Below are 25,389 nucleotides of genomic sequence, written 5' to 3' on the forward strand. Positions count from 1 at the left end.
CGATCATCGCTCATCTGTTACGTAAAGATTTCATCTGAGAGCGATTTCTGGCACTCAGTGCCTTGTCACCTGACACGCCGTGTCATACGTTGAAGGGGTCCGGGCGGCCGGCGCACCACGACCACACCGTGCGCCGACTGTCCCCGCGGGCCGGCGGCCCGCGCGTCCGGACGCCTGCGTCACAGGCAACCTCCCGCGCCACAAAGCGCTGCCGAAGCACCGCGCCGAACCGACGGCACCTCCCTACCGACCCTCAGCAGCACTCACCGCAGCACCGACGAATCCGTAGGCGCCCCTCCCTCAGGGCGCTCACCGCCGGAGGCAACACCGTGACCGTGAAGGACATCCTGGACGCGATCCAGTCGGACGACGCCACGTCCGCCGACTTCGCCGCCCTGCCGCTCCCCGAGTCGTACCGTGCGATCACCGTGCACAAGGACGAGACGGAGATGTTCGCGGGTCTGGAGACCCGCGACAAGGACCCCCGCAAGTCGATCCACCTCGACGAGGTGCCGGTGCCCGAACTGGGCCCGGGCGAGGCCCTGGTGGCCGTGATGGCCTCCTCGGTCAACTACAACTCCGTGTGGACCTCGATCTTCGAGCCGCTGTCCACCTTCGGGTTCCTGGAGCGCTACGGCCGCACCAACGAACTGGCCAAGCGGCACGACCTGCCGTACCACATCATCGGCTCCGACCTCGCCGGCGTCGTCCTGCGCACCGGCCCCGGCGTCAACGCCTGGAAGCCCGGCGACGAGGTCGTCGCGCACTGCCTGTCCGTGGAGCTGGAGTCCTCCGACGGCCACAACGACACGATGCTCGACCCCGAGCAGCGCATCTGGGGCTTCGAGACCAACTTCGGCGGTCTCGCCGAGATCGCGCTGGTCAAGTCCAACCAGCTGATGCCGAAGCCGGACCACCTCAGCTGGGAGGAGGCCGCCGCGCCGGGCCTGGTCAACTCCACCGCCTACCGCCAGCTGGTCTCCCGCAACGGCGCCGGCATGAAGCAGGGCGACAACGTGCTCATCTGGGGCGCGAGCGGCGGACTCGGCTCCTACGCCACCCAGTTCGCGCTGGCCGGCGGAGCCAACCCGATCTGCGTCGTCTCCAGCGAGCAGAAGGCGGACATCTGCCGCGCGATGGGCGCCGAGGCGATCATCGACCGCACCGCCGAGGGCTACCGGTTCTGGAAGGACGAGGAGACCCAGGACCCGAAGGAGTGGAAGCGCTTCGGCAAGCGCATCCGCGAGCTGACCGGCGGCGAGGACGTCGACATCGTCTTCGAGCACCCCGGCCGTGAGACCTTCGGCGCCTCGGTCTACGTCACCCGCAAGGGCGGCACCATCGTGACCTGCGCGTCCACGTCCGGCTACATGCACCAGTACGACAACCGGTACCTGTGGATGTCCCTGAAGCGGATCATCGGCTCGCACTTCGCCAACTACCGGGAGGCCTGGGAGGCCAACCGCCTCATCGCCAAGGGCAAGATCCACCCGACCCTCTCCCGGGTCTACTCCCTGGAGGACACCGGGCAGGCGGCGTACGACGTCCACCGCAACCTGCACCAGGGCAAGGTCGGCGTGCTGTGCCTGGCGCCCGAGGAGGGCCTCGGCGTGCGCGACGAGGAGATGCGCGCGCGGCACGTCGACGCCATCAACCGCTTCCGCAACGTCTGAGGGCCCGGAGTCACAGATGACAGAGCGTCAGAAGGACCGTCCGTGGCTCATGCGGACGTACGCCGGCCACTCGACGGCGGAGGCGTCCAACGAGCTGTACCGGCGCAACCTCGCCAAGGGCCAGACCGGTCTGTCGGTGGCGTTCGACCTGCCGACGCAGACCGGCTACGACCCCGACCACATCCTCGCCCGCGGCGAGGTCGGCCGGGTCGGCGTGCCCGTCGCGCACCTCGGTGACATGCGCCGGCTGTTCCAGGACATCCCCCTGGAGCAGATGAACACCTCGATGACGATCAACGCCACCGCCATGTGGCTGCTGGCGCTCTACCAGGTCGTCGCCGAGGAGCAGGGCGCGGACGTCACCAGGCTCCAGGGCACGACCCAGAACGACATCGTGAAGGAGTACCTGTCCCGCGGGACGCACGTCTTCCCGCCGGGGCCGAGCCTCCGCCTGACGACCGACATGATCGCGTACACGGTCTCGCACCTCCCGAGGTGGAACCCGATCAACATCTGCAGCTACCACCTGCAGGAGGCCGGGGCCACGCCGGTGCAGGAGATCGCGTACGCGATGTCCACCGCGATCGCCGTCCTGGACGCCGTCCGCGACTCGGGCCAGGTGCCGCAGGAGCGCATGGGCGATGTCGTCGCCCGGATCTCGTTCTTCGTCAACGCGGGCGTCCGCTTCGTCGAGGAGATGTGCAAGATGCGCGCCTTCGGCCGCATCTGGGACGGGATCACCCGCGACCGGTACGGCATCGAGGACCCCAGGCAGCGCCGGTTCCGCTACGGCGTCCAGGTCAACTCGCTGGGCCTGACCGAGGCGCAGCCGGAGAACAACGTCCAGCGGATCGTGCTGGAGATGCTCGCCGTGACCCTGTCGAAGGACGCCCGCGCGCGTGCCGTGCAGCTCCCCGCCTGGAACGAGGCCCTGGGCCTGCCCCGGCCCTGGGACCAGCAGTGGTCGCTGCGCATCCAGCAGGTCCTCGCCTACGAGAGCGACCTGCTGGAGTACGAGGACCTCTTCGAGGGCTCGAAGGTGATCGAGGCGAAGGTGGAGCAGCTCGTCGCGGACGCCCTCGCGGAGATCGACCGCATCCAGGAGATGGGCGGCGCGCTGGCCGCCGTGGAGTCCGGCTACCTGAAGTCCCGGCTGGTCGCCTCGCACGCCGAGCGCCGGGCCCGGATCGAGTCCGGCGAGGAGAAGATCGTCGGGGTCAACATCTTCGAGGGCACCGAACCGAACCCGCTCACGGCCGACCTGGACACCGCCGTGCAGACGGTCGACCCGGCGGTCGAGGCCCGTGTCGTCGCGTCCCTGCGGCGCTGGCGGGACACCCGCTACCAGCCGCCCTTCAACCACCCGCGGCCCTGCAAGGCGCTGGAGCGGCTGAAGGAAGCCGCCAAGGGCACGGAGAACCTGATGGAGGCCACCCTGGAGTGCGCCCGCGCCGGCGTCACCACCGGCGAGTGGGCCGGGGCGCTGCGCGAGGTGTTCGGCGAGTACCGGGCGCCCACCGGGGTCTTCGCCGCTCCGGTGGCCGTGGCCGCCGAGGCCGGCTCGGCGCTCGCCGGGGTCCGCGCCAGGGTGGACGCCACCGCCCGCGAGCTGGGCGTCGCCCGCCTGCGCTTCCTGGTCGGCAAGCCGGGCCTGGACGGGCACTCCAACGGCGCCGAGCAGATCGCCGTCCGCGCGCGCGACGCCGGCTTCGAGGTGGTGTACCAGGGCATCCGGCTGACGCCCGAGCAGATAGTGGACGCGGCGCTGGCCGAGGACGTGCACGCCGTGGGTCTGTCCGTCCTGTCCGGATCGCACGCCCAGCTGGTCCCCGATGTGCTCCGGCGGCTGCGTGTGGCCGGTGCCACAGATATACCGGTGATCGCCGGTGGCATCATCCCCAACGGTGACGCCGAGCAGCTGAAGGAAGCCGGTGTGGCCGCCGTCTTCACCCCGAAGGACTTCGACATCACCCGGATCATCGGCCGCATCGTCGACGAGATCCGGAAAGCGAACAAGCTCGACCCCCTGGAGGTCCCCGCATGACCACCCCCGTCAACCGCCTCCGTCCGCGGCGCTCCTGCCTGGCCGTGCCGGGCAGCAACCCGCGCTTCCTGGAGAAGGCGCAGGGCCTCCCCGCGGACCAGGTCTTCCTGGACCTGGAGGACGCGTGCGCGCCGCTCGCCAAGCCCGAGGCGCGGCACACCATCGTCAAGTTCCTCAACGAGGGCGACTGGACGGGCAAGACCAGGGTCGTGCGGGTGAACGACTGGACGACGGAGTGGACCTACCGGGACGTCGTCACGGTCGTCGAGGGCGCGGGCCCGAACCTCGACTGCATCATGCTGCCCAAGGTGCAGAACGCCCAGCAGGTCGTGGCGCTGGACCTGCTGCTGACCCAGATCGAGAAGACGATGGGCTTCGAGGTCGGCCGCATCGGCATCGAGGCCCAGATCGAGAACGCGCAGGGCCTGAACAACGTCAACGAGATCGCGCAGGCCTCCCCGCGCATCGAGACGATCATCTTCGGCCCGGCCGACTTCATGGCGTCGATCAACATGAAGTCGCTGGTCGTGGGCGAGCAGCCGCCCGGCTACCCGGCGGACGCCTACCACTACATCCTGATGAAGATCCTGATGGCGGCCCGCGCCAACGACCTCCAGGCCATCGACGGCCCCTACCTCCAGATCCGCAACGTCGACGGCTTCCGCGAGGTGGCCGGCCGCACCGCCGCGCTGGGCTTCGACGGCAAGTGGGTGCTGCACCCCGGCCAGGTCGACGCCGCCAACGAGGTCTTCTCGCCCTCCCAGGAGGACTACGACCACGCCGAGCTGATCCTGGACGCGTACGACTACTACACGTCCGAGGCGGGCGGCAAGAAGGGCTCGGCGATGCTCGGCGACGAGATGATCGACGAGGCCAGCCGCAAGATGGCCCTGGTCATCGCGGGCAAGGGCCGGGCCGCGGGGATGCGGCGCACGTCGACGTTCGAGATCCCGGAGGCGTGAGCATGCAGTTCGGACGCACCTACGAGGAGTTCGAGGTCGGGGCGACGTACAAGCACTGGCCGGGCAAGACGGTCACGGAGTACGACGACCACCTGTTCTGCCTCCTCACCATGAACCACCACCCGCTGCACCTGGACGCCCATTACGCCGAGCGGACGACGGACTTCGGCAGGAACGTCGTGGTGGGCAACTACATCTACTCGCTGCTGCTCGGCATGTCCGTCCCGGACGTCTCCGGCAAGGCCCTCGCCAACCTGGAGATCGAGTCGCTCCGGCACGTCGCGCCGACCTTCCACGGCGACACGGTCTACGGCGAGACGACGGTGCTGGACAAGTGGCCGTCGAAGTCGAAGGGCGACCGCGGGATCGTCCATGTCGAGACCAGGGGCTACAAGCAGGACGGCACCCTGGTGTGCGTCTTCCGCCGCAAGGTGATGGTGCCCACCGAGACGTACCTCAAGGAGCGCGGCGGCGAGCAGCCGGGCCGCCCGGAACCCGAGCAGCAGGAGAAGTAGGCCATGGCCCGTCTCGCCCAGACCGCCGGTCTGACCGACGTCCAGCAGGAGATCGTCTCCACCGTCCGGGACTTCGTCGACAAAGAGATCATTCCGGTCGCGACCGAGCTGGAGCACCGCGACGAGTACCCGCAGGCGATCGTGGACGGCCTGAGGGAACTGGGCCTGTTCGGTCTGATGATCCCCGAGGAGTACGGGGGGCTGGGTGAGTCCCTCCTCACCTATGCGCTGTGCGTGGAGGAGATCGCCCGCGGCTGGATGTCGGTGTCCGGCATCATCAACACCCACTTCATCGTCGCGTACATGCTCAAGCAGCACGGGACGCAGGAGCAGAAGGACCACTTCCTGCCGAGGATGGCGGCCGGCGACGTCCGCGGCGCCTTCTCCATGTCCGAGCCGGGCCTGGGCTCCGATGTGTCGGCCATCACGTCCAAGGCGGTGCGGGACGGCGACGAGTACGTGCTGAACGGCCAGAAGATGTGGCTGACGAACGGCGGCACGTCCTCCCTCGTGGCCGTGCTGGTGCGAAGTGACGAAGGACACCCCGAGGGCACGGCGCCGCACAGGTCGATGACCACCTTCCTGATCGAGAAGGAGCCGGGCTTCGGCGAGGTCCGTCCGGGCCTCACCATCCCCGGCAAGATCGACAAGATGGGCTACAAGGGCGTCGACACCACCGAGCTGATCATGGATGACCTGCGCGTTCCGGCGGACCGGGTGCTCGGCGGGGTCACCGGCCGAGGTTTTTACCAAATGATGGACGGCGTCGAGGTCGGCCGGGTCAACGTGGCCGCGCGCGGCTGCGGCGTCGCCCAGCGCGCCTTCGAGCTGGGCGTCCGGTACGCCCAGCAGCGCCACACCTTCGGCAAGCCGATCGCCCAGCACCAGGCCATTCAGTTCAAGCTCGCGGAGATGGCCACCAAGGTCGAGGCCGCGCATGCGATGATGGTCAACGCGGCACGCAAAAAGGACTCCGGGCAGCGAAACGACCTGGAGGCGGGGATGGCCAAGTACCTCGCCTCCGAGTACTGCAAAGAGGTCGTCGAGGACGCCTTCCGGATCCACGGCGGCTACGGCTTCTCCAAGGAGTACGAGATCGAGCGCCTCTACCGCGAGGCCCCGATGCTGCTGATCGGTGAAGGCACCGCCGAGATCCAGAAAATGATCATTGGTCGCAGACTGCTCGAAGAGTATCGGTCCGAGGGTTGATTGTCCGGATACGGGGTGTTTTCAACGAGAAGAAGATCACACCCCGTAGACGCTCTTCGGCCGCCGACTCGGCTTCCTGGCTTGCCCAGTTGCGCCCTACGACCGGTACGATCCCGGAAAGCCGCCGTCCCCCGTCGAAGCGCGGCATCATCCGCTACGAAGGTCATCCATGCCCCACAGCCAAACCTCTGCACCTCGCGACAGCCGAGCCGGCGTACGCCTCGCGCGCGGAGCATCGCCGTGGCTTCTCCCGACCGTCGCCACCGCAGCCCTCAGCCTGGCCCGCGCCCGCCGCTCGGGTGCCGCCAAGGCCGTCGCCGTGCCCGCCACCGCGCTCGCGGCGGGCATGCTGTGGTTCTTCCGCGACCCCGAGCGCGAGATCGCCCAGGGCCGGGTCATCTCGCCGGCCGACGGCGTGGTGCAGAGCATCATGCCGTGGAAGGACGGACGCACCCGCGTCGCGATCTTCATGAGCCCGCTCAATGTTCATGTCAACCGTGCACCCCTCTCGGGCACGGTTACGTCGGTCGAGCACATCCCCGGCGGCTTCGTTCCGGCCTTCAACAAGGAGAGCGAGAACAACGAGCGCGTAGTCTGGCACTTCGACACCGAACTCGGCGACATCGAGATGATCCAGATCGCCGGCGCGGTGGCCCGCCGCATCGTGCCCTACGTCCCTCAGGGCACGAAGGTCGAGCAGGGCGACCGAATCGGTCTGATCCGCTTCGGCTCGCGTGTCGACCTCTACCTGCCCGAGGGCGTGGAGGTCGCGGTCGAGGTCGGACAGAAGACCGTGGCTGGGGTGACTCGCATTGACCGTGATTGATCCGGAGACACAGGCGGGCTGGGTGCCCGAGGCCGACGACGTGGACGACGAGGAGGAGATGCCCCTCTCCCTCCGCCTCTCGATAGCGGACACCCTCACCCTGGGCAACGCCACGTGCGGCTTCATGGCGGTGTACTTCACCACCACCGGCATCCTGATCCCGCACCTCACCGGCAGCCAGGAGTCCGGCATGGCCCGCCACAGCGCGGCCACGGCGGTCATCCTGATGCTCTGCGCGGCGGTCTTCGACCTGTTCGACGGCCTGGTGGCGCGGAAGCTGCGCTCCTCCCCCATGGGCGCCGAGCTGGACAACCTGTCCGACCTGATCAGCTTCGGCCTCGCGCCCGCGTACTTCGTGCTCGTCTACGGCATGGTCGCCGACGACGCGCACCAGCGGGTGGCGGCGGTGGGCGCGATCGTGGTGCTGCTGGCGGTGGTGCTGAGACTGGCCCGCTTCAGCTGCGTGACGATGAAGGACGGCGTGTTCCAGGGCATGCCCTCGCCGTTCGGCGCGCTGACGGTCGTCTCGATCGTGCTGCTGGAGCTGCCGTTCGTGGCGACGCTGCTGGCGATCCTGGGGACGGCGTGGCTGATGGTGAGCCGCGTCGAGTACCCGAAGCCGCGGGGGCGTCTCGCCGGCGCGATGCTCTCCTGGATCGTGCTGTCCATGGGACTGCTGGCGGCCTGGGCCTTCGACGCGCCGAGCGGCCAGCTGCTGCTCCAGACGGGCTGCGCGCTGCAGCTGGTCATGGGCGCGGTGATCCCGCTGTTCGCCACGGCTCGGCGGGTGAACAACTTCCGCGACAACCGGCGGGAGGCGCGCGCGGCGCAGTTGCCGTAGCCGCCGACGCCGAAGGGCCCCGGACCCGGGCAGGGTCCGGGGCCCTTCGCCTTGCCCCGCCCCCCTTGCAGCCCCCGGCCCGTGGGACGACTCGCCGGAAGGCCGACGACGGCCCGGCGAGCGCGGAGAGCGGACGAGGGCGGCAGACGGCCGACGACCCGGGTCGGCCGCGCGGCAAACGCCCGGCGGCCCGGCAGACGCAGGCGACGGCCCGGAGGTTCCGGTTGCCCGGCCGGGCCGGTCGGCCGGCGGACCCGGACGCCACAGGCGACGAACCCCACAGCCCGGACGAACCGGACGGCCGGCGGACCGGACGCCACAGGCGACAAACCCAACGGCCCGGACGAACCGGACGGCCGGCGGACCCGCACGGCTCAGCGGCGAGCCCGGAGGGTCCGGGCCGCACAGGCGACGAACCCCACAGCCCGAAGGAACCGCACGGCCGCGGACCCGCACGCCACAGGCGACGAACCCCACGGCCCGGCAGGGCCCGGCGACGCAGCGGTGGGGCCGAGGACACGGCTGGTCCGGGCGGATGGCGGGTCCGGGCGGTGCAGCGGTGAGCCCGAGGGGCCCGGTGGGCCGGTGCGGGGCGGGGACGGGAGACCCGGAAGGGCCGGTGGCCGGGGTGGAGTCCCCTCAGCCGGGCGGGGGCTCGGGGAGGTCAGGTCAGGTCAGGTCAGGTCAGGTGGGCTTCCGCCAGGTGCATGGCGACGCGCTCCAGGAGCGGTCCGGCTTCGGCGATGCACCGGGACAGGTCCGGTTCGACGGATGTCAGCGGGTAGGCCCGGGCGATCCCGGCCCGCAGCAGGGCTTCCGCCGGCAGGGCGAGCCGCCCGCACACCGCCACGACCTCCTTGCCCGCGGCACGGGCGGCGGCGGCCACGCCCGCCGGCGCCTTCCCGTGCAGGGTCTGCGCGTCCAGGGAGCCCTCCCCCGTGATGACGAGGGTGGCCCGCTCCACGGCGGAGGCGAAGCCCAGCACGTCCAGCATGACCTCGATGCCGGGACGGAACCGGGCCCCGAGCAGCAGGGCCCCGTAGCCGACGCCCCCGGCCGCCCCCGCACCCGGCGCCGCCGCGTACTCGGCCGCCCGCGGGCCGGCCTCCGCCTCCAGGACCTCCGCGAAGCGGGCCAGCGCCCTGTCGAGCCGGTCGACGTCGCCCGGTGAGGCGCCCTTCTGCGGGCCGTACACCGCCGCCGCGCCCGTCGGCCCGGTCAGCGGATTGCCGACATCGCCGGCCAGCACCAGGTCGACCGAGGACAGCCGCGGGTCCAGGCCGGAGAGGTCGGCGCGGGCCAGGCCGGCGAGGCCGCCGCCGCCCGGCGGCACCGGCTCCCCCGCCTCGTCCAGGAACCGGGCGCCCAGCGCCGCCAGCATCCCCGCGCCGCCGTCCGTCGTCGCGCTGCCGCCTACGCCGAACACGATCGTCCGCGCCCCCGCGTCCAGCGCGGCCCGCAGCAGCTCCCCGGAGCCGTACGACGACGCCGTGAGCGGGGCGAGGACCCCGGCCGGCAGCCGTTGCAGCCCGCTCGCCTCGGCCATCTCCACCACCGCCGCGCCGGCGCGCACCGCGAACGCGGCCCGCACCTCGTGGCCGAGCGGCCCGGTGACGACGACCTCGCGCCGCTCGAAGCCGGCGGCGACGGCCGCGGCCACGGTGCCCTCGCCGCCGTCGGCCACGGGCAGCGCCTCGATCGCGAGATCCGGCACGACCCGGCGCAGCCCGGCCGTCACCCGCTCGGCGACCTGCACGGCCGTCAGCGAGCCCTTGAACTTGTCCGCGGCGATCAGCACCCGCCGGCTCCCGTCCACTGCGGCGTCCGCCACCTCGTCTCCCCCTCGCTCCGGCACCGGCCCGCGCACGGCACGGCCGGTGCGCCGTCCGGACCCTAACCGCCGGGCGCCCACGCCGCCATGCCCCTCCCGCACCCCGGCGCGCCGCCGGGGAGTCCGCCGGGCAAAGTGGGTACACCCCTGCCATGGGCACCCAGCGCACCGGACCGGACGACCTCGCCGACCGCATCCACGGCGGCTGGCTCGGCCGGATCGCGGGCAACATGCTCGGCAAGCCGGTCGAACAGGGCGAGGTGTGGACCCGCGACCGCATCGACCGCTATCTGCGCCGGGCCGAGGCGCTGCCGCTGACCGACTACCTGCCCGAGCCCGCCGACCCGGCCGAGGCGGCGATCATGCGTCCGGAGTGGCGCCAGTGCGTCCGCGGCCGGATCCACGGCAGCTGCCGGGACGACGACGTCGACTACGCGATCCTCGGCCTGCACCTGCTGGAGACCCACGGCTTCGGCTTCAGCACCGAGCAGGTCGGCGACCTGTGGCTGCTCGGGCTGCCGTACCTGCAGACGTTCACCGCGGAACGGGCCGCGTACCGCAACCTCGCGAACGGGCTCAAACCGCCGCTGACGGCGACGTACGACAACCCGTACCAGGAGTGGATCGGCGCGCTGATCCGCGCGGACGTCTACGGCTGGACCTGCCCCGGCGAACCCGCGCGGGCCGCCGGCCTGGCCCGCCGGGACGCGGTGCTGTCGCACACCGGCAACGGCGTGTACGGCGCGATGTTCGCGGCGGCGCTGATCGCGGCGGCCTTCACCGCGCCGGCCGTGCGCGACGCCCTGGAGACCGCGCTCGGCGTGATCCCGGCGAGCAGCCGCCTGGCCCGCACCGTGCGCCGGGTCGCGACCTTGCACGAGACGCGGCTGCCCTGGGAGGAGACCCTGGCGACGGTGTCCGCGGAGACCGTGGGGCTCGGCTGGATCCACACCGTCCCGAACGCCGCCGTCCTCACCGCCGGCCTGCTCTACGGCGACGGCGACTTCACCCGGACCATCGCCCTGACCGTGCGCGGCGGCCTGGACACCGACTCCAACGGGGCGACCGCCGGCTCGGTGGCCGGTGTCCTCACCGGGGCGGACGCCATTCCGGCCCGCTGGCGGGACCCGCTGGAGGACACGGTGCGCAGCGCGGTGTTCGGCTTCGACGGCGTGCGGATCAGTGCGCTGGCGGAACGCACCCTGCGCCTGGCGGCGAGCCGGTCATAGTCCCGGCGTGGCCGGTTACCCTTCCCCCATGACCGCGACTGCTGACTTCGCCGCGTACATCGCGAGCCTGCCCCGGGTGCTCGCCGGCGCCGCCGCGCTCTTCCGGGACGCCGAGGGGCGGGTGCTGCTCGTCGAGCCGAACTACCGCGAGGGCTGGGCGCTTCCGGGCGGGACCGTGGAGTCCGACGACGGGGAGACCCCGCGGCAGGGCGCGCGCCGGGAGACGCTGGAGGAGATCGGCCTCGACCGGGAGCTCGGCCGGCTGCTGGCGGTGGACTGGGTGCGCGGCGACGGCCGGCCGCCGCTGGTGGCCTACCTGTACGACGGCGGTGTGCTGACCGAGGCCGACCTGAAGGCGATCCGCCTGCAGGAGGAGGAGCTGCTGTCCTGGCGTCTGGTCGCGCCCGAGGAGATCACCGCCCACCTGCCCGGCGCGCTGGGCCGCCGCGTGCTGGCCGCCCTGGACGTCCTCGCGGACGGCTCCGGCACGGCGGAGCTGGAGAACGGCCACCGGGTGGCGTGACCGCTCGGCCCTGCGGATCCCGCGGCTCGGGGTCCACCTCCCGCAGCGCCTCGCCGCGGGCGGCGAACCCGACGGGGTCGGCGCCCGCGCCGCCGCGTCCGCGCCCGGATCCGGCGGCCCGGTCCCGTCCCGGCGTCCTCAGAACAGGGCGGTTCCGCGTTCGAGGTCCAGCAGCCGCCGTTTGCGCTCCAGGCCGCCGCCGTAGCCGGTGAGGCTGCCGTCGGAGCCGACGACGCGGTGGCAGGGGACGATGATGCCGACGGGGTTGCGGCCGTTGGCCAGTCCGACGGCGCGGGAGGCCCGGGGGCTGCCGAGGGCTTCGGCGAGTTCTCCGTAGGTGCGGGTCTCCCCGTACGGGATGCGGGTCAGCTGCTGCCAGACGCTGCGCTGGAACGGCGATCCCCGCAGCCCCAGCGGGACGGTGAACTCCCGGCACTCGCCCGCGAAGTAGGCCCGCAATTGCTCGACGGTGTCGGCGAACACGGGCAGGCTGTCGTCGCGCGGGCCGAAGGTCTCCTCGCCGGGGCGGTGGCGCTGGCCGGCCATGTACAGGCCGCACAGGGCGCCGTCCGCGTCGGCGACGAGGGTGAGGGGGCCGTACGGGCTGTCGGTCACGGTATGGCGGTTCACGTCGGGTCCTCTATGCCGGAAGGTGGTTGACGGGGTGGGTGTCGGTCGCCCACAGGTACTGCACCGCGTACGCCCGCCAGGGCCGCCAGCTCGCCGCGCGGGCGGTGAGCGCGGCCGGGGTGGACGGCAGGTCCAGCTCGCGTGCGGCGCGCCGGACGCCGAGGTCGGTGGGGAGGAACGCGTCGGGGTCGCCGAGGGCGCGCAGGGCGATGACGTCCACCGTCCACGGCCCGAAGCCGGGCAGCGCCCGGAGCCCGGCGCGCGCCTCGGCCCAGTCGGCCTCCGGTCCCAGGTGCAGCGTGCCGTCCGCGAGGTGACGGACGAGGGCGGTGAGGGTGGCGCGGCGGGCCCGGGGCATCGCCAGGGTGTCGGGGTCGAGGTCCGCCAGTGCCCCGGGGGCCGGGAAGAGGTGGGTGAGGCCGCCCTCCGGATCGTCCAGGGGCGTGCCGTGCGCGGTGACCAGGCGGGCCGCGTGGGTGCGGGCGGCGGCCGTGGACACCTGCTGCCCGAGCACGGCCCGGACGGCGAACTCGGCCTCGTCGACGGTCCGCGGCACCCGGCGGCCCGGCCCCCGGTCCACCAGCGGCGCGAGCGCCGGGTCGGCGCGCAGCCGGTCGTCCACGGCCACCGGGTCGGCGTCCAGGTCGAGGAGGCGGCGGCAGCGGCTGATGGCGACGGTCAGGTCGCGCAGGTCGCCGAGCGTGAGACGGCAGGCGATGTGGTCGGGGCGGGGCGCGAGGGCGACGACGCCGTGCCCGTACGGCAGCCGCAGCGTGCGCCGGTAGGCGCCGTCCCGCCATTCCTCGACCCCGGGGACGGCGGTGGCGGCGAGGTGCCCGAAGAGGTTGGACGGGTTCAGCGGGGCGCGGAACGGCAGCCTCAGGGTGAGCGCGCCGGGGGCGCCGGCGCCGTCGAGCGGGGCCCTGGAGCGCAGCTCGCTCGGGGACAGGGCGAACACCTCGCGGACGGTGTCGTTGAAGGTGCGGACGGAGGCGAAGCCGGCCGCGAACGCGATCTCCGTCATGGGCAGGCCGGTGGTCTCGATGAGCAGCCGCGCGGTCTGCGCGCGCTGGGCGCGGGCGAGCGCGAGGGGCCCGGCGCCCAGTTCGGCGCGGAGCTGCCGTTCCACCTGCCGGGTGCTGTAGCCGAGCCGGGCGGCGAGACCCGGCACGCCCTCGCGGTCCACGACGCCGTCGGCGATCAGCCGCATGGCCCGGGCCACCACGTCGGCGCGGCGGTTCCACTCCGGGGAGCCGGGGCTGGTGTCGGGCCGGCAGCGCTTGCAGGCCCGGAAACCCGCCTGCTGGCAGGCGGCGGCGCTCGGGTAGAACGTCATGTTCTCCGGCTTGGGCGGCACGACCGGGCAGCTCGGCCGGCAGTAGATCCGGGTGGTCAGGACGGCCGTGAAGAACCATCCGTCGAACCGCGCGTCCTTGGACCGCACGGCGTGCACGCAGTGCTCCCGGTCGAGGTGCGTCCTTGTCTGCATGTGCCCAAGCATCGGCCACCGCGCGGCCCGGCCGCTGGCGGGAATCCGACACGTACCCGGCCTGGCCTGGGCGGCCTCACGGCCCGGTGGCCGCCGCGGTGCCCTCCTGGCGGAACCGGGCGACCCACTCGGCGGTGGCCCGCAGCCCGCCGAAGGTGTAGAAGTGCACCTTCACGGTGCCGTGCCGTGCGGGGTCGTAGCCCTCGGCCAGGGCGTGCAGGAAGCGGTCCGGACCGGCCGTGCCCATCAGGTGGGTCAGCGAGAAGCCGTACTTGCGCGCCACGGAGGCGCTGGTGCCGACGCCGAACCGGGTGGCGTAGCCGAGCAGCCGGCGCACCCCCGCCGGTCCGGGGACGCCGATACGGACCGGCAGGTGCACCTCCCGGGCGCGCAGGGCCTCCAGCCAGGTGAGGACCGGGTCGGCGTCGAAGCCGAACTGGGTGATGACGTCGCCGGTGAACCGGTGGGCTCCGAGGGCGGCCGCCTTGTCCGTGAGCGCCGTCCACAGGGTCCGCTCGGCTATGCCGGGGTGGCCCTCGGGGTAGCCGGCGATGCCGACGTGCCGGACGCCGTGCCGCCGCAGCGGGCCGGTGCGCAGCACGGCGAGGGCGTCCTCGTAGGGGCCCTCGGGCCGGGCGGGGTCGCCGCCGACGACGAACACGTTCCCCGCGGTGCCGTCGGCCTCCAGTGCGGCGAGGAACTCCTCCAGCGCGGGCCGGGAGGGCAGCCGGCGGGCGGAGATGTGCGGCACGGGGACGAAACCGAGGCGCTTGACCGCGCGGGCCGCCGCCAGCCGCGTCGCGGTGTCCTCGCCGGCGAGGAAAGTGATGTTGATCCGGGTGCCCGGCGGGATGCTGTCGCGGGCCGCCTCCAGCCCCGGCACGTCCTTGCCGGTCATCTCCAGGGAGAAGTCGTCCAGCAGGGAGGCGCCCGGGCCGGACCCGGCGCCGTGCGGGCCGGGGGCGCCGCCCTCGGGCGCGGCGGTGAGAGCGGGCTTCATCGTGCTCCTCGTCGGCGGTGGTCTGACCCCGGCCGATGATGCCACGCGCCCACCGCGGCCCACGTTCCAGGGGCGCCGGCCGGGACCCGCGGGCCCCGGAGCGCACCGCGTCCGCGGCCGCGGCCCGTGCCGCCCGCTCACGCCCGGTGGACGTCGGCCGGCAGCCGCCCCGGCAAGGCCCGGATCAGCTCGCCGCTTCCTGCCGGGACGCCAGGGCCCAGATCACGAAGACGTCGATCGCCATCATGATCACCGACCAGACGGGCGCGTACGGCAGGAACAGGAACTGCGCGACGAGGCTGAGGGCGACCAGGAACAGCCCGGCGAAGCGGGCCCAGGCCATGTCCCTGAGCAGGCCGATGCCGGTCAGCAGGACCAGGGCGCCGATGATGATGTGGATCGTGCCCCAGCCGGTCAGGTTCAGCCGGTAGACGTAGCTGCCCATGCGGAGGTAGACGTCGTCCCCGGCGACCGCGGCGATCCCCTGGAAGAGGGCGAGGATGCCGCTGCACACCATCAGGACTCCGGCGAAGGTGACACCGCCGGTCACCCAGCCGCCCCGGGCGCCGGCCTGCCGCTGCTGCCACGAGCCGCCCGAGGGGGCCGGTCCGGTGGAGTGCGCTGCCTGGCTCATGAGCGTGTCCTTTCTGCGTCCCCGTTCGTTCGGCGCCGCGCGCTGGGGGGAGTACGCGGGCACTCCGAGCGTTGGCCAGGCACCCTCCGGCCGCACTGCGGCGTAGGCCGTCCGGGTGACCCGGGGTCTGCCGGCGGCGCCCGTCAGCCGGCGTCGGCGTCGCGGAGCGCGCCCAGGACCCCTTCCAGCGACGGGACGACCGCGTCGGCGCCCGCGGCGCGCAGCCGTCTGGCCTCTTCCTCCGTGGCCGCGAGTCCCAGGGACCGGACGCCGGCGTGCCGGGCCGTCCCCAGGACGGCGGGGGAAGCGCTGATCAGGAGGGTGCGCTCCGGGGGCGCCGCCATGTTCCGCACGGCCCGCAGCAGGAGCGGCGGAGCGTGGCCGGGGGAGGCGGCCGGCAGGGCCCGCGCGTAGATGTGGGGCCCCACGGCCTCAGCGAGACCGTGCTCCGCCAGGTATCCCAGGACCGCGTCGACGGAGCACTCGGCCAGCACGGCCGTCCGCACCCCGCGCGCCCGCCAGGCCCGCAGCAGCGGAGCGGCGTACGGGGTCGCCGACGCGGAGCGGACGGCTCGGCGTTCCACCTGGGCCAGGTACGCCTCCGCTTCGTCCAGTACGGCGCTGTCCGGCGCCCGGTCGGTCAGCGCGGCGAGAACGGCGTAGGGGTCACCGGCCGCCTCCTGCGGCACCTCCGTGTGCGGGAGCCTGCGGGCGACCAGCGCGAGGAGGTCGTCGGCGACCGCGGCACGGCGCTGCGGGGTGAAGACGCCGCAGACGGCGGAGCCGAAGTCGAGGACGACGGCTTCGGCGGCCCGGACCAGCCGCCGCATCTCCCGGGGCGCCTCCCGTGTCGGCCGGGACGCCGGTGGCATACCGGTGAAGACCGTCTCCCCCTCGAACACGAGTCCGTCGAGTTCCATCGTTCCCCGTGACGAGAACGCGGAGAAGTCGGCTCCCCGGGCGAAGTGGCTGCCTGCGAAACCGACGTCGCCCAGGCAGACGGCTCGGGCGAAGACGGCGTCATCGGCGAAACGGGTGTCACGGAACTGCGTGTCCCCGCGGAACTCGGCACGCGCGAAGGACACGGGACCGTCGAAGCGCACGCCGTCCCATACCGCCACACCGTCGAAGCGGACCCGATCGTGCACCACGGGACCGTCGAAGCGGCAGGAGCGGAACGTGGTCTCCCCCCGGAACCGGCTCCGCTGCCAGTCGACGACCGTGCGGAAGACCGTCGTGTGGACGTTCACCGAGCCCTCCAGAACGGTGTCGTTCATCGACACGGCCCCGTCGAACCGGACGGCGAAGAAGTCGACCGGTCCTTCGAAGAACGCCGTCTCGAACGACACGTCGCCGAGGAAACGCGCGTCGGCGAATCCGGCCCCGTCCGAGAACGCAGCGCCGTGGAAGTCGCTCTCGGCGGTGAAGACCACCGACCGGAACTCAGCGCGGGAGAACAGAGCTTGCCGGAATCGTGCGCGGCCCAGGAGCGGCCGGCCCGTCTCGGGATCGCGCAGGGCGTCGAGAAGCTGCTGGAGCAGGGCGGGGGTGAAGGACGTGCCGGAGAAGTCGACCGCCGCCCCGGGGGCCAGCGTCGCCAGGTACCGCGACCGTGCCTGCGCGGTCAGGTGGGCGAGGCAGGCCGCGAGTCCGGGGACCACTCTGCCCGTGCACCCTCGCGGGTTCCCGACCGTGGCGTCCGCCCCGCACACCGGCCAGGGCGGGTCGGCTCGGGACCCCCGCCGGTCCGGTTCGGACGCCTCCGCGATGTCCTGTCCCAGGAGCACGGCGTCCCCCGTGAAGACCCACCCGAGCGGTGCTCCGGCCGGACCCTGCGGTACCAGCTGCCTCTCCCACCGCGTGCCGAGCAGGCCGGTGATCCGCCGGCGCACGGAGGGGGAGACCGTCAGCACGGTCCGGACCCGGTCCGGTGCGTGCGTGCCGCTCAGGAGCCGGTCGCGGAACCGGTGGTCGCCCGCCATCGCCGTGGCCTCCTCGACGGCCGGCCCGGTCAGTCCCCCGCCGTCGGCGTCCTCCACGTCGCCCCCGGCCAGCGCCATGCCCACGACCAGCCCGAGGCCGGACAGCGAAGGCGACGCGGCGAGGGCCTCGGGCAGCGCGGCGAGCAGCCGGCCGGCGCCGCGCAGTGCGTACGGGGCGGCGAACTTCACGAGCAGGTCGGTTCCCGACCGGGCCGGCGCGCGAAGGACCGTGCCGTCCACCCGGCCCGCAGCCAACAGCTGGCTCACTGTGTCGGCGACGGCCTGTTCCGCGAGGCGGTGGACGTCTCCGCCTCCGCTCCCCCGACGCAGTCTGACTTCGAGGGCGGCGCACAACGGCCCGCCTCCGCCGTCATCCGCGCCGTCCTCGGTGATGTCCCCGGCGGTGTCCTCGGCGCCGTCCCCGGCGTCCTCGGCAGAGTGCTGGGCGGTGTCCTCGGCGCCGTCCTCGGTCCCGGCGGCAGCGGTGTCCGGCTCGGCCCCGTCGGCCGGATGCGCCTCCTGCTGAGAAGAAGGCCGCATGAAGCGCTCCAGCGCCGCGCGGAAACCGGGGTCGCCGAGCAGGTGGCTGATCGGGACGGCCGGCACCGGCCCGCCGGGCTCCCAGGGGCAGATCAGGCCGACGAGCGAGCCGTCCCGGAACAGCGGAGCGCCCGCGAGCTGCGGCCAGCCGCCGATGTGACCGGGGAAGACGATCTCCACCCGCCATGCGCCGGCGGTCCCGGGAAGGACCCGCCCGGCGAGTTCGAGCGGGTCGTCGCCGCGGGTGAGGGTGTGGACGCGCACGGGTCCGGGCGGCACGGCCGCTCCGGCGGGCAGGCGCAGCGGGTCCGTCCCCGTCCAGGCGCCGGTGGCCCCGGGCACGTCCTCCTCCGTCAGGATCAGGGTGGCCCCGGCCGGTCCCGGTCCCCCGGTCCGGACGACACGGCCGGCGACGGACCGGCCGGCGGCGCGCACCAGAACGCCGGCGCCGGGCGCGCGCGTGTCCCCCCGGCAGGTCAGCACCAGCCGCGGTGTCAGCAGGACGCCCGCTGTGCTTGCGGCAGGGTCCTGCGCCGGCGGTCCGACGGCGACGACGGACCGGGCAGGGCCGGCGCCCTCGGGGGGCGGTCCGACGGCGGGGTCCGGCCCCGGCGTCGGGCCGTCCGCGAAGGGCTGCGCGTCCGCCGGGACGGCACGCCCGCCGTGCGCTCCGGGGCCCACCCGGGTCGCGCCGAACTCCCTGACGGCGCCGCGCCGGCGGTCCAGGTACTCCCACAGGTGCTGTCGGACCACTTCGCGGACGGTCGCCACGTCCGAGCGCAGCTGGGAGCCCAGCAGGGCCTCGCGCACACCGGGCAGGAAGTCGAAGGCCAGGTCGTCCGGGGCGGTGTCGGCAGGGACCGCGCCCCACGGGCGGAACAGTCCGCCGAGGGCGACCTCGGCGAGGTGGCCGTGTTCGGAACCGGGCAGCAGGGCGCGCCGTACGAGCGTGATGACCGGCAGTGTGAGCGGCACCGCCGCCAGGTGCGCGGCGAGTTGCTGGGCCGTCGGCGAGGCGCCCGCGCGGAACCGCTCGACCGCCTCCAGCCCCTGCGGTGCGTGTGCCACGTCCGGTCTCCGCGGCGCGGCCGTGGTGTCCGGGGGCTGCGGGCCCGGGTCGAGGCGCAGGCCGGCCAGCCGGTGCCAGCCGTCGTCCCCGGAGACGAGGCGGGAGAGCCTGACCAGGCTCGCGGAGCGTGCGGAGATCATCGGCACCGCCGGGGCGGGGGCCGTCCGCGCGGCCGCCGACCGGGCGCGCCGGCGCCGGGCGGGCGATGCCTGCACGGCGGCTCGGCGCCACGACCGCGTCGCCGACGCCGGCCGGTCGGACCGGAAGCGCAGGGTCACGGGCCGGGCGGCGGCCCGGTGCCACAGCCGTTCGGGCAGGACGTTGAGCACGGCCACCGAGTTGTGGCCGCTCCAGCGGTCCAGCACGCGGTGCAGCGCTCCCCCGCCCCACCCTTCGGCCACCGTGTCCGTGACCACGAGGATCAGCCGGTGGCCGGAGGGGTCGGCGATCTCCGAGGCGCTGCGCAGCTCGCCGCCGCGCCGGTGGGCCACCCTGGGCTCGCCGCCGCCCTCCGAGCCGGTCAGGTACCAGGTGCGCACGTCCCGGAAGACGCCGCTGCGGGTCAGCACCCGGCGCAGTTCGTCCACCAGATCGGCCCACAGCAGCATCGAGTGGTGGGCGTCGACGACGAGCGCCAGGTCCAGCCAGCGGCTCTCCGACGGCAGGAGCACCGGTGACGGGATCAGCTCCTCGATGGTCCGTTCGACGGTGGCCTGCTCGTCCAGGCGGTCGCCGACGCCGCCGATGGACCGGCGTCCGACGGCCCTGAGGGCGCGCATCAGGTCCAGCGGTTCGTGCAGCGACGCCGCTCTGGCCACGCGCAGGGGCGTCCCCCGGCGCCCGACGTCCGCCTGCTCACCGGCGCGGGCCGGGAAGAGCTGCTGGCCCGGCTCGCGCGGGGCGGGGGCGGCGGGCGGGTCCGGTGCGGGGGCCGGGGTGTCGTCGCCCGGCGGTTCCGCGGCGGGCTGCCCGCTGCCGCGGGGCGGGGCGGCGGCGTCCACCCGTGCCGCCAGCCACAGGATGTCCGCGATCTCCTCCGCGCCGGCCTCCGGACCGCTCTCGGCGAACGCGCTCAGCAGTTCTTCGATCACGCGGCGCTCCCCGCCCGGCCGGCGTCCCGCGCCGGCCCGCTCACGCCGGAGGCCCCGTCAGGTGCTGCAGCACCGTGTCGAGGAAGCGGTCGCGGTCCTCCTCGCCCGTCCACGCCCGGCTGAGCCGCAGCTGGATCGCGTTGAGGAGCTGGTCGGTCGCCAGGTCGCCGTCCGCCCGCCGGTCGATGAAGGCACGGAGCAGGTCCTGGTACTCGCTGTGCTCCTCGACGTCGACCCCGAGGCGCCGCCGCACGATCCGTGCGAGTTTCTGCGGGCCGGGCGGCTCCAGGTGCAGCCGGACGCAGCGGCGCAGGAAGGCCGGGGGGAACTCCCGCTCCCCGTTGCTGGTGAGGATCACGACGGGGAAGTGCCGGCACTGCACGCGACCGCCCTCGATGCGCACCAGCCGGTCCGGCCCGTCGTCGGTGGCGATGCGCACCGACGGCTCCTCCACGGACAGCCGGGCCAGTTCGGGGATCTCGAAGCCGCCGTCCTCGAAGAGGGTGAGCAGGTCTCCGGGCAGGTCGATGTCGCTCTTGTCGATCTCGTCGACGAGCAGCACCCGGGGCTGGTCCTGGGGCAGCAGGGCGGTGCCCAGCGGGCCCAGGCGCAGGAACCGGGAGACCGAGGAGGCGGCGGAGGCGGCGGAGGCGGCGGAGGCGGCGGAGGACGGGAGGTCGCCGTCCGCGGGGGCTGTGCCGTTCCCGGCCGGCGCGGGCGCGGGGGCTGCCACGTCCCCGGCCCGCGCGCGGCCGCCCGCGCCGTGGTCCGCCGTCGCGCCGGCGGCCGGGGCCGGGGCGCCCAGCAGATGACGCAGGTTGGCCTCCTGCAGCCGGCCGATGGCGTCGTACAGGTACAGGCCGTCGCGCAGGACGGTGCGGCTGGTGATCGGCCAGTGCAGCACGGGTCCGAGGCCCAGGTCCGCCGCGACGCTGTGCGCGAGCGTCGACTTGCCCACGCCGGGCTTCCCGGTGATCAGCAGCGGCCTGCGCAGGTACAGCGCCGTGTTGACGATGTCCTTCTCGGCCTCGTCGGGCACGTAGCCGGCCCCGCGGTCCAGGGTCCGCTGCCATGCCGGGCCCGAGCAGCCGGGCGGCCGGTAGGTGGGGTCGGGGGTGCCGTCGAAGGCCCGCCAGGGAGGCGGCGGCGTCCGCTTGAGCCGGGCGAGCCGGTCCGCCCGGTCACAGGCGCCCTGGTAGAGCCACCAGTCCTTCGCCGTCGTCTCCATCCGCGCTCCCCCTGGTTCCGTCATGCTCGCGACGCGTCGGCTGCCGGCGCCCCCCGCAGGGAGCGGACGTCCACCGTGCATTCGGGATCGTCCCACAGCAGGGCGAGCCGGCCCGCGGCGCCGTTCCCGGCGGAACCGGCGTGGGCGAGACGCAGCTCGTGGACCCGGCGGGGCAGCGTCAGGACGTTCGCGGTGGGGACGCCGTCCGCGTCGGGCCGCAGCAGGGCGGCGAGTTCGCCGTCGCCGGCGCCCACGGCGGAGGGCCCGCCGCCCCGCCACCACACGGCCGCCGGGACACCGCCCTCCAGCGCGGCGTCGAGCGCCTCGTCCGTGCGCGCGTCCGAGGTGTCGGCGACCACGCAGGCCGGCGGCCCGTCCATGCCGAGGGCGACGCCGAGGGTACTCGTCACCTGCGCATCGCGCACGATCTGCACGGCCCGGCGGTGCTCGCCTCCGTGGGTGCGCAGCCATCGCCACTTGCGTTCCCACAGCGCTCTGGCGTCCTGGCGTTCGTCCGGGCAGCGGACCACCACTTCGTGCAGCACGCCGAGCGGCCTGTCCTTCCCCGGCCGGCGGCCCGGCACGGTCCACTGGTCGAACGGGGTGTCGAGCAGCTCGAACGGCACATGGAACTCCACGCGCCGCACGTCCGGGCCGGGGGCGTCCGGCGTGCTCGCCGCGCACGTGTCCCGCACCCGCTTGAGCTGGCGCCCCAGTTCCTGCCGGACCTGGTCCAGGCGCAGCGGGCGGCCCTCCGATTCCCAGACGGCCGTGACGGAGGCGCCCCGCCGGAGCCGGACCCGGGCGAGGTAGGCGTCCTCCTCCTCGGCGGCCGGGTCCAGGCGGACGTGCAGCACGGTGGCCGAGCGGGAGGGCTTCGGGGGCGGCGGCAGCGCGGGAACCGCCAGCCGGCACCGGGTCCGCTCCACCCACTCCTCCAGTCGCGCGGCCCACCGGCGGTCCGTCGCCCGGTCGGCGAGGAAACGCACGAACGGCAGGGTCATGGGTATCTCCGGCCGGCCGCCCTGCCGGTCGTCGAGGTCCCGGGCGATGTCGATCAAGCTGTCGGCCGGCAGCCCCTGGCGTACGGGGGTCGTGCAGCCCGCGATCCGGAAGGCCCAGGCGTAGGCGTCCCAGGTCTCCTCGGGCAGGGGGCGGTCGGCCAGGACCTCGCCCAGCGCGTCCCAGGCCGGCTGGTCGAGCCGTGCGGCTCTGGGCGGCACGGGCAGTTCGTCGTCGGCGAGGAACGTGCACTCGTCCCAGTCGCGGTCCCGGATGAACTGCGGATTCTGCCAGGCCTGCCCGGCGGCCCGGAGCCGCGCGAACCGCTCCCGGACGGCGGAGGAGATCCCGGCGAGGTCGAGGACGCACTCGGACACCGACCGCTGCCCGAACTCGGCGAGCAGCGCCTCGGTGAACTGGCCCGCCCCGGCCTCCGGGTCGTTCTTCACCGGCTCGCCGGTACGGCCGGCGTACAGCTGGAACTGGCGTCTGCCCTGCACCACCCGCCCGGCCCCGTACTCCACCCGGCCGGGGTTCAATCCGCGCGGCTGGTCGACGCGGCAGGCGTCCACGAGGGCGGCTTGCAGAGGGAACCGGGACTGCGGCACCTTGTCGGTGCGCCACCAGCGCAGCGCGGAGTCGAGGTTGAGGTGCCGGATCTCCCCGGGGTGGGCGTCGGCGCACACCAGCACCATCTCGTTGTCCCGGCCGAGGAAGCCGTGCCCGGCCCAGTAGATCCACAGCATGTCGCCGTCGCACGCGGCGAGTTCGCCCAGCAGCGCGTCCTTCACGTGCTGCTCGGTCGCCGGCCGTGACCGTGCCCGCAGCTCCGCCGCATCGGGCAGGCCGGACCAGTCGAGCCGCTCCGGGGACAGCGGGGACAGCAGCAGACGCACATGGGCCGACGGCACTTTGCACGGGCCGGTGAGCCACCCCGCGAAGCGCACCGCGTCACTCGCCGGGCCCCGCAGGTCCATCCTCGGGCCGAGGCCGTACTTCTCGACCCCCACGACCAGGGCGAAGGTGCGTTCGGGGCACAGGGTCGCGGGGAGCGTGCCGTGCCGGTCGCTCACTCGATCTCCGCCACGGCGGCCGCGATGCGGTCGTAGAGGCCGTCCGTCTTCCAGTAGGCGCTGTGGCTCGGCCAGAACGGCTGCCCGCTGCTGACCTCATGGTCGGTGACCCTGGGGTCGCCGTCGAACACGGGTTGCGCCACGAAGGCCAGCAGGTCCTGCCGGTCGTAGACGTTCAGCCAGCGCGGGAAGCCCTCCGGCAGCGCCTCGCCGGGCGCGAGGGCGGCCAGCGCCCCCAGCTCGTACAGGTACGGCGCCTGGGAGCCGACGGTGACCAGCAGGCGCGGGCCCCGTACGGGCCGTCCGCTCTTCGCGCCGGAGGCGAGGAGGTCGACGAGCGCGACACCGCCCAGGCTGTGGCCGATCAGCACCGTCGGGCCGTCCTCCTCGGCGATGGCCTCGCGCAGCCGTTCCCTCAGCGTCTCGCCGCGGACCTGGTAGCGGAGGACGTCGCCGAAGAAGGGGGTGGCTCTGCCGGTGAGGGGACTGCGCCACAGGTTCAGCACGGGCTGCGTCGTCACCCGCAGGGCGAGGGTGCCGAGGACCGCGGCCACTCTGTCTCCGGGCATGCGGGCGCCACCGCCGAGGCGGGCGGTGAGCAGCTCGACCAGGCGGTCCCGTTCGGAGCCCAGGCACTCGGCGTCGGGACCGGCCGTGGCGAGCGCGACGGCCACCAGGGCCCTGGCGAGGGCGTCGGCCAGTTCCCGGGCGGCGGCCTCCTCCTCCGCGGTCTCGGCGGCCAGGGCCGCCTCTTCCGCGAAGCGAGCGGCGTGCAGCGCACCGGCGTAGTGCGCGTACAGCCCGGTGGCGCGCAGCAGGGCGCCGAGTTCGTCGTCCTCCGGCGGGTCGGCGGGGAGTTCGGCCAGCAGCTCCATGACCCCGGCGCCCGCCGGACGCGCTCCCGGCACGCCGAAGCCGTCCGTCCGGTCCTGGAGCTGGGCGAGCACCCGCAGCTCGCAGAACGGGTCGGCCAGCAGCAGCGCCCACTCCGCCGCCTCCGCGTCCGGCGGCGCGAGGGCCACCGGGTCGCCGTCGAGGGCCGCCGGGTCGCCGTCGAGGGCGCGGGTGCGGTCCCGGCCGGGGGTCGACCGGCTACCGGCGGTCAGGGGCACGCCGAACGACTCGCCCCAGAAACAGGAGGAGACGGTCGCGTCGGGGAACCGCTGCAGGAGACGCTCGCGGATCCTGCCGAAAAGCACCTCGTGCCGCTCGCGCCGCACACCGGTGCCGTGGACGAACATGAATCGCATCGCAGTCTCCCCGTCCCCTCGCTCGCCCCGACGATATCGCCAACTCGCCGTCGGGGGACGGCAAAAGCCACGTCGAAACGGTCGCCCTTGCGCACGCCGCCGCCGCGGCCGGCCCTGCGCACGCCGTCGCCGCGGTCGCCCCTGCGCGCGGCCCGCCGCCGCCCTCGGCGCCCGCCCGGCCCCGCCGGCCCCGGCTCCTCGGCCCCGGCCGACCGGGTGTCCGTCTTCAGCCGACCTGCCGGGCGAAGGCCGCGTACGCCCGCTCGTCGAAGAGGACGAACCGCACCTCCTCGACCGCCGTCGGCGTGGACCGGACCGTCTCCACCGCGATCCGGGCCGCGTCCTCCACCGGCCACCGGTACACGCCGGTGGAGACGGCCGGGAACGCCACCGTCCGGGCGCCCAGCTCGTCGGCGACACGGAGGGACTCGCGGTGGCAGCTCGCGAGCAGCTCCGAGCGGTCCTCGGTCGCGGACCAGACGGGCCCCACGGTGTGGATCACCCAGCGGGCGTCCAGCGCCCCGGCCGTGGTGGCCACGGCCCGGCCGGTGGGCAGGCCCTCGCCGTACCGCGAGGCGCGCAGCCTGCGGCACTCCTCCAGGACGGCGGGGCCGCCGCGGCGGTGGATCGCGCCGTCCACGCCTCCGCCGCCGAGGAGGGAGGAGTTGGCCGCGTTGACGACGGCGTCGACGCGCTGCCGGGTGATGTCTCCCCGGACCAGGGTGATCGTGGTCATGCCTGCCTCACT

19 protein-coding genes are annotated in these 25,389 nt (G+C 74.0%); 9 read left to right on the forward strand and 10 right to left on the reverse strand.

The annotated features are described in order from the left end of the window. Positions 1 to 335 precede the first annotated feature (335 nt). The 7 genes from ccrA to pssA all read left to right on the forward strand — a co-directional run bounded on the left by ccrA (position 336) and on the right by pssA (position 8,070). Positions 336 to 1,673, forward strand: a complete 1,338-nt coding sequence (ccrA, locus tag ABZ261_RS00180; RefSeq protein ID WP_356854573.1) for a crotonyl-CoA carboxylase/reductase — start codon at positions 336 to 338, stop codon at positions 1,671 to 1,673. 16 nt (positions 1,674 to 1,689) lie between these two features. Then, positions 1,690 to 3,717: a protein meaA gene (locus tag ABZ261_RS00185; RefSeq protein ID WP_356854290.1), complete on the forward strand. Its 2,028-nt coding sequence runs from the start codon at positions 1,690 to 1,692 to the stop codon at positions 3,715 to 3,717. Then, a complete protein-coding gene (locus ABZ261_RS00190; protein ID WP_356854291.1) occupies positions 3,714 to 4,679 on the forward strand; it encodes a CoA ester lyase in 966 nt (321 codons plus the stop codon). The genes ABZ261_RS00185 and ABZ261_RS00190 overlap by 4 nt, the downstream gene beginning before the upstream one ends. Positions 4,680 to 4,681: 2 nt before the next feature. Beyond that, positions 4,682 to 5,194, forward strand: coding sequence for a MaoC family dehydratase (locus ABZ261_RS00195; protein WP_356854574.1), 513 nt, complete (start codon positions 4,682 to 4,684; stop codon positions 5,192 to 5,194). A gap of 3 nt (positions 5,195 to 5,197) precedes the next feature. Then, positions 5,198 to 6,403, forward strand: a complete 1,206-nt coding sequence (locus ABZ261_RS00200) for an acyl-CoA dehydrogenase family protein (RefSeq protein ID WP_356854292.1) — start codon at positions 5,198 to 5,200, stop codon at positions 6,401 to 6,403. A gap of 169 nt (positions 6,404 to 6,572) precedes the next feature. Next, entirely contained in the window at positions 6,573 to 7,229 is a 657-nt protein-coding gene (locus ABZ261_RS00205; protein ID WP_356854293.1) for a phosphatidylserine decarboxylase, read from the forward strand. A 22-nt stretch (positions 7,230 to 7,251) separates the two neighbouring features. After that, entirely contained in the window at positions 7,252 to 8,070 is an 819-nt protein-coding gene (gene pssA, locus ABZ261_RS00210) for a CDP-diacylglycerol--serine O-phosphatidyltransferase (protein ID WP_356854575.1), read from the forward strand. A 679-nt stretch (positions 8,071 to 8,749) separates the two neighbouring features. Here the strand turns inward: pssA and ABZ261_RS00215 are convergent. Continuing rightward, positions 8,750 to 9,868, reverse strand: a complete 1,119-nt coding sequence (locus ABZ261_RS00215; RefSeq protein WP_356854576.1) for a glycerate kinase — start codon at positions 9,866 to 9,868, stop codon at positions 8,750 to 8,752. A gap of 185 nt (positions 9,869 to 10,053) precedes the next feature. Here ABZ261_RS00215 and ABZ261_RS00220 point away from each other — a divergent pair, with 185 nt between their 5' ends. Continuing rightward, positions 10,054 to 11,130, forward strand: a complete 1,077-nt coding sequence (locus ABZ261_RS00220) for an ADP-ribosylglycohydrolase family protein (protein ID WP_356854294.1) — start codon at positions 10,054 to 10,056, stop codon at positions 11,128 to 11,130. Positions 11,131 to 11,158: 28 nt separating this feature from the next. Next, positions 11,159 to 11,653 (forward strand): NUDIX hydrolase, encoded by a 495-nt coding sequence (locus ABZ261_RS00225; RefSeq protein WP_356854295.1) that lies wholly within the window; start codon positions 11,159 to 11,161, stop codon positions 11,651 to 11,653. Between the two features lie 138 nt (positions 11,654 to 11,791). On the opposite strand, the gene ABZ261_RS00230 is transcribed toward ABZ261_RS00225, so the two are convergent. The 9 genes from ABZ261_RS00230 to ABZ261_RS00270 all read right to left on the reverse strand — a co-directional run bounded on the left by ABZ261_RS00230 (position 11,792) and on the right by ABZ261_RS00270 (position 25,377). Continuing rightward, complete coding sequence (locus tag ABZ261_RS00230; protein ID WP_356854296.1) at positions 11,792 to 12,283, reverse strand: methylated-DNA--[protein]-cysteine S-methyltransferase; 492 nt, start codon at positions 12,281 to 12,283, stop codon at positions 11,792 to 11,794. A 10-nt stretch (positions 12,284 to 12,293) separates the two neighbouring features. Next, entirely contained in the window at positions 12,294 to 13,772 is a 1,479-nt protein-coding gene (locus ABZ261_RS00235; RefSeq protein WP_356854297.1) for an AlkA N-terminal domain-containing protein, read from the reverse strand. A gap of 76 nt (positions 13,773 to 13,848) precedes the next feature. Then, positions 13,849 to 14,670 carry a methylenetetrahydrofolate reductase gene (locus tag ABZ261_RS00240; RefSeq protein ID WP_356854577.1) on the reverse strand — a complete coding sequence of 274 codons (822 nt, stop codon included), beginning with the start codon at positions 14,668 to 14,670 and terminating at the stop codon, positions 13,849 to 13,851. Between the two features lie 286 nt (positions 14,671 to 14,956). Beyond that, positions 14,957 to 15,406, reverse strand: a complete 450-nt coding sequence (locus ABZ261_RS00245) for a hypothetical protein (protein WP_356854298.1) — start codon at positions 15,404 to 15,406, stop codon at positions 14,957 to 14,959. A 143-nt stretch (positions 15,407 to 15,549) separates the two neighbouring features. Beyond that, complete coding sequence (locus ABZ261_RS00250; RefSeq protein ID WP_356854299.1) at positions 15,550 to 20,088, reverse strand: SAV_2336 N-terminal domain-related protein; 4,539 nt, start codon at positions 20,086 to 20,088, stop codon at positions 15,550 to 15,552. Between the two features lie 40 nt (positions 20,089 to 20,128). After that, entirely contained in the window at positions 20,129 to 21,316 is a 1,188-nt protein-coding gene (locus ABZ261_RS00255) for a MoxR family ATPase (RefSeq protein WP_356854300.1), read from the reverse strand. 20 nt (positions 21,317 to 21,336) lie between these two features. After that, positions 21,337 to 23,391, reverse strand: coding sequence for a hypothetical protein (locus ABZ261_RS00260; RefSeq protein ID WP_356854301.1), 2,055 nt, complete (start codon positions 23,389 to 23,391; stop codon positions 21,337 to 21,339). Next, a complete protein-coding gene (locus tag ABZ261_RS00265; protein WP_356854302.1) occupies positions 23,388 to 24,641 on the reverse strand; it encodes a hypothetical protein in 1,254 nt (417 codons plus the stop codon). Before ABZ261_RS00265 ends, ABZ261_RS00260 begins: the two co-directional genes overlap by 4 nt. Before the next feature lie 226 nt (positions 24,642 to 24,867). Next, on the reverse strand, positions 24,868 to 25,377 hold the full coding sequence (locus ABZ261_RS00270) for an O-acetyl-ADP-ribose deacetylase (RefSeq protein WP_356854303.1): 510 nt from the start codon (positions 25,375 to 25,377) through the stop codon (positions 24,868 to 24,870). Positions 25,378 to 25,389 lie beyond the last annotated feature (12 nt).

It is taken from the genome of Streptomyces sp. NPDC006193 (genome assembly GCF_040613915.1).
Classification (GTDB): domain Bacteria; phylum Actinomycetota; class Actinomycetes; order Streptomycetales; family Streptomycetaceae; genus Streptomyces.

Coding starts and splice junctions, on each gene's coding strand:
- ABZ261_RS00205 (WP_356854293.1), top strand. CDS start 6,573: ATGCCCCACAGCCAAACCTCTGCACCTCGCGACAGCCGAGCCGGCGTA.
- ABZ261_RS00270 (WP_356854303.1), bottom strand. CDS start 25,377: ATGACCACGATCACCCTGGTCCGGGGAGACATCACCCGGCAGCGCGTC.
- ABZ261_RS00200 (WP_356854292.1), top strand. CDS start 5,198: ATGGCCCGTCTCGCCCAGACCGCCGGTCTGACCGACGTCCAGCAGGAG.
- ABZ261_RS00225 (WP_356854295.1), top strand. CDS start 11,159: ATGACCGCGACTGCTGACTTCGCCGCGTACATCGCGAGCCTGCCCCGG.
- ABZ261_RS00190 (WP_356854291.1), top strand. CDS start 3,714: ATGACCACCCCCGTCAACCGCCTCCGTCCGCGGCGCTCCTGCCTGGCC.
- ABZ261_RS00185 (WP_356854290.1), top strand. CDS start 1,690: ATGACAGAGCGTCAGAAGGACCGTCCGTGGCTCATGCGGACGTACGCC.
- ABZ261_RS00220 (WP_356854294.1), top strand. CDS start 10,054: ATGGGCACCCAGCGCACCGGACCGGACGACCTCGCCGACCGCATCCAC.
- ABZ261_RS00235 (WP_356854297.1), bottom strand. CDS start 13,772: ATGCAGACAAGGACGCACCTCGACCGGGAGCACTGCGTGCACGCCGTG.
- ABZ261_RS00265 (WP_356854302.1), bottom strand. CDS start 24,641: ATGCGATTCATGTTCGTCCACGGCACCGGTGTGCGGCGCGAGCGGCAC.
- ABZ261_RS00240 (WP_356854577.1), bottom strand. CDS start 14,670: ATGACCGGCAAGGACGTGCCGGGGCTGGAGGCGGCCCGCGACAGCATC.
- ABZ261_RS00245 (WP_356854298.1), bottom strand. CDS start 15,406: ATGAGCCAGGCAGCGCACTCCACCGGACCGGCCCCCTCGGGCGGCTCG.
- ABZ261_RS00195 (WP_356854574.1), top strand. CDS start 4,682: ATGCAGTTCGGACGCACCTACGAGGAGTTCGAGGTCGGGGCGACGTAC.
- ABZ261_RS00255 (WP_356854300.1), bottom strand. CDS start 21,316: ATGGAGACGACGGCGAAGGACTGGTGGCTCTACCAGGGCGCCTGTGAC.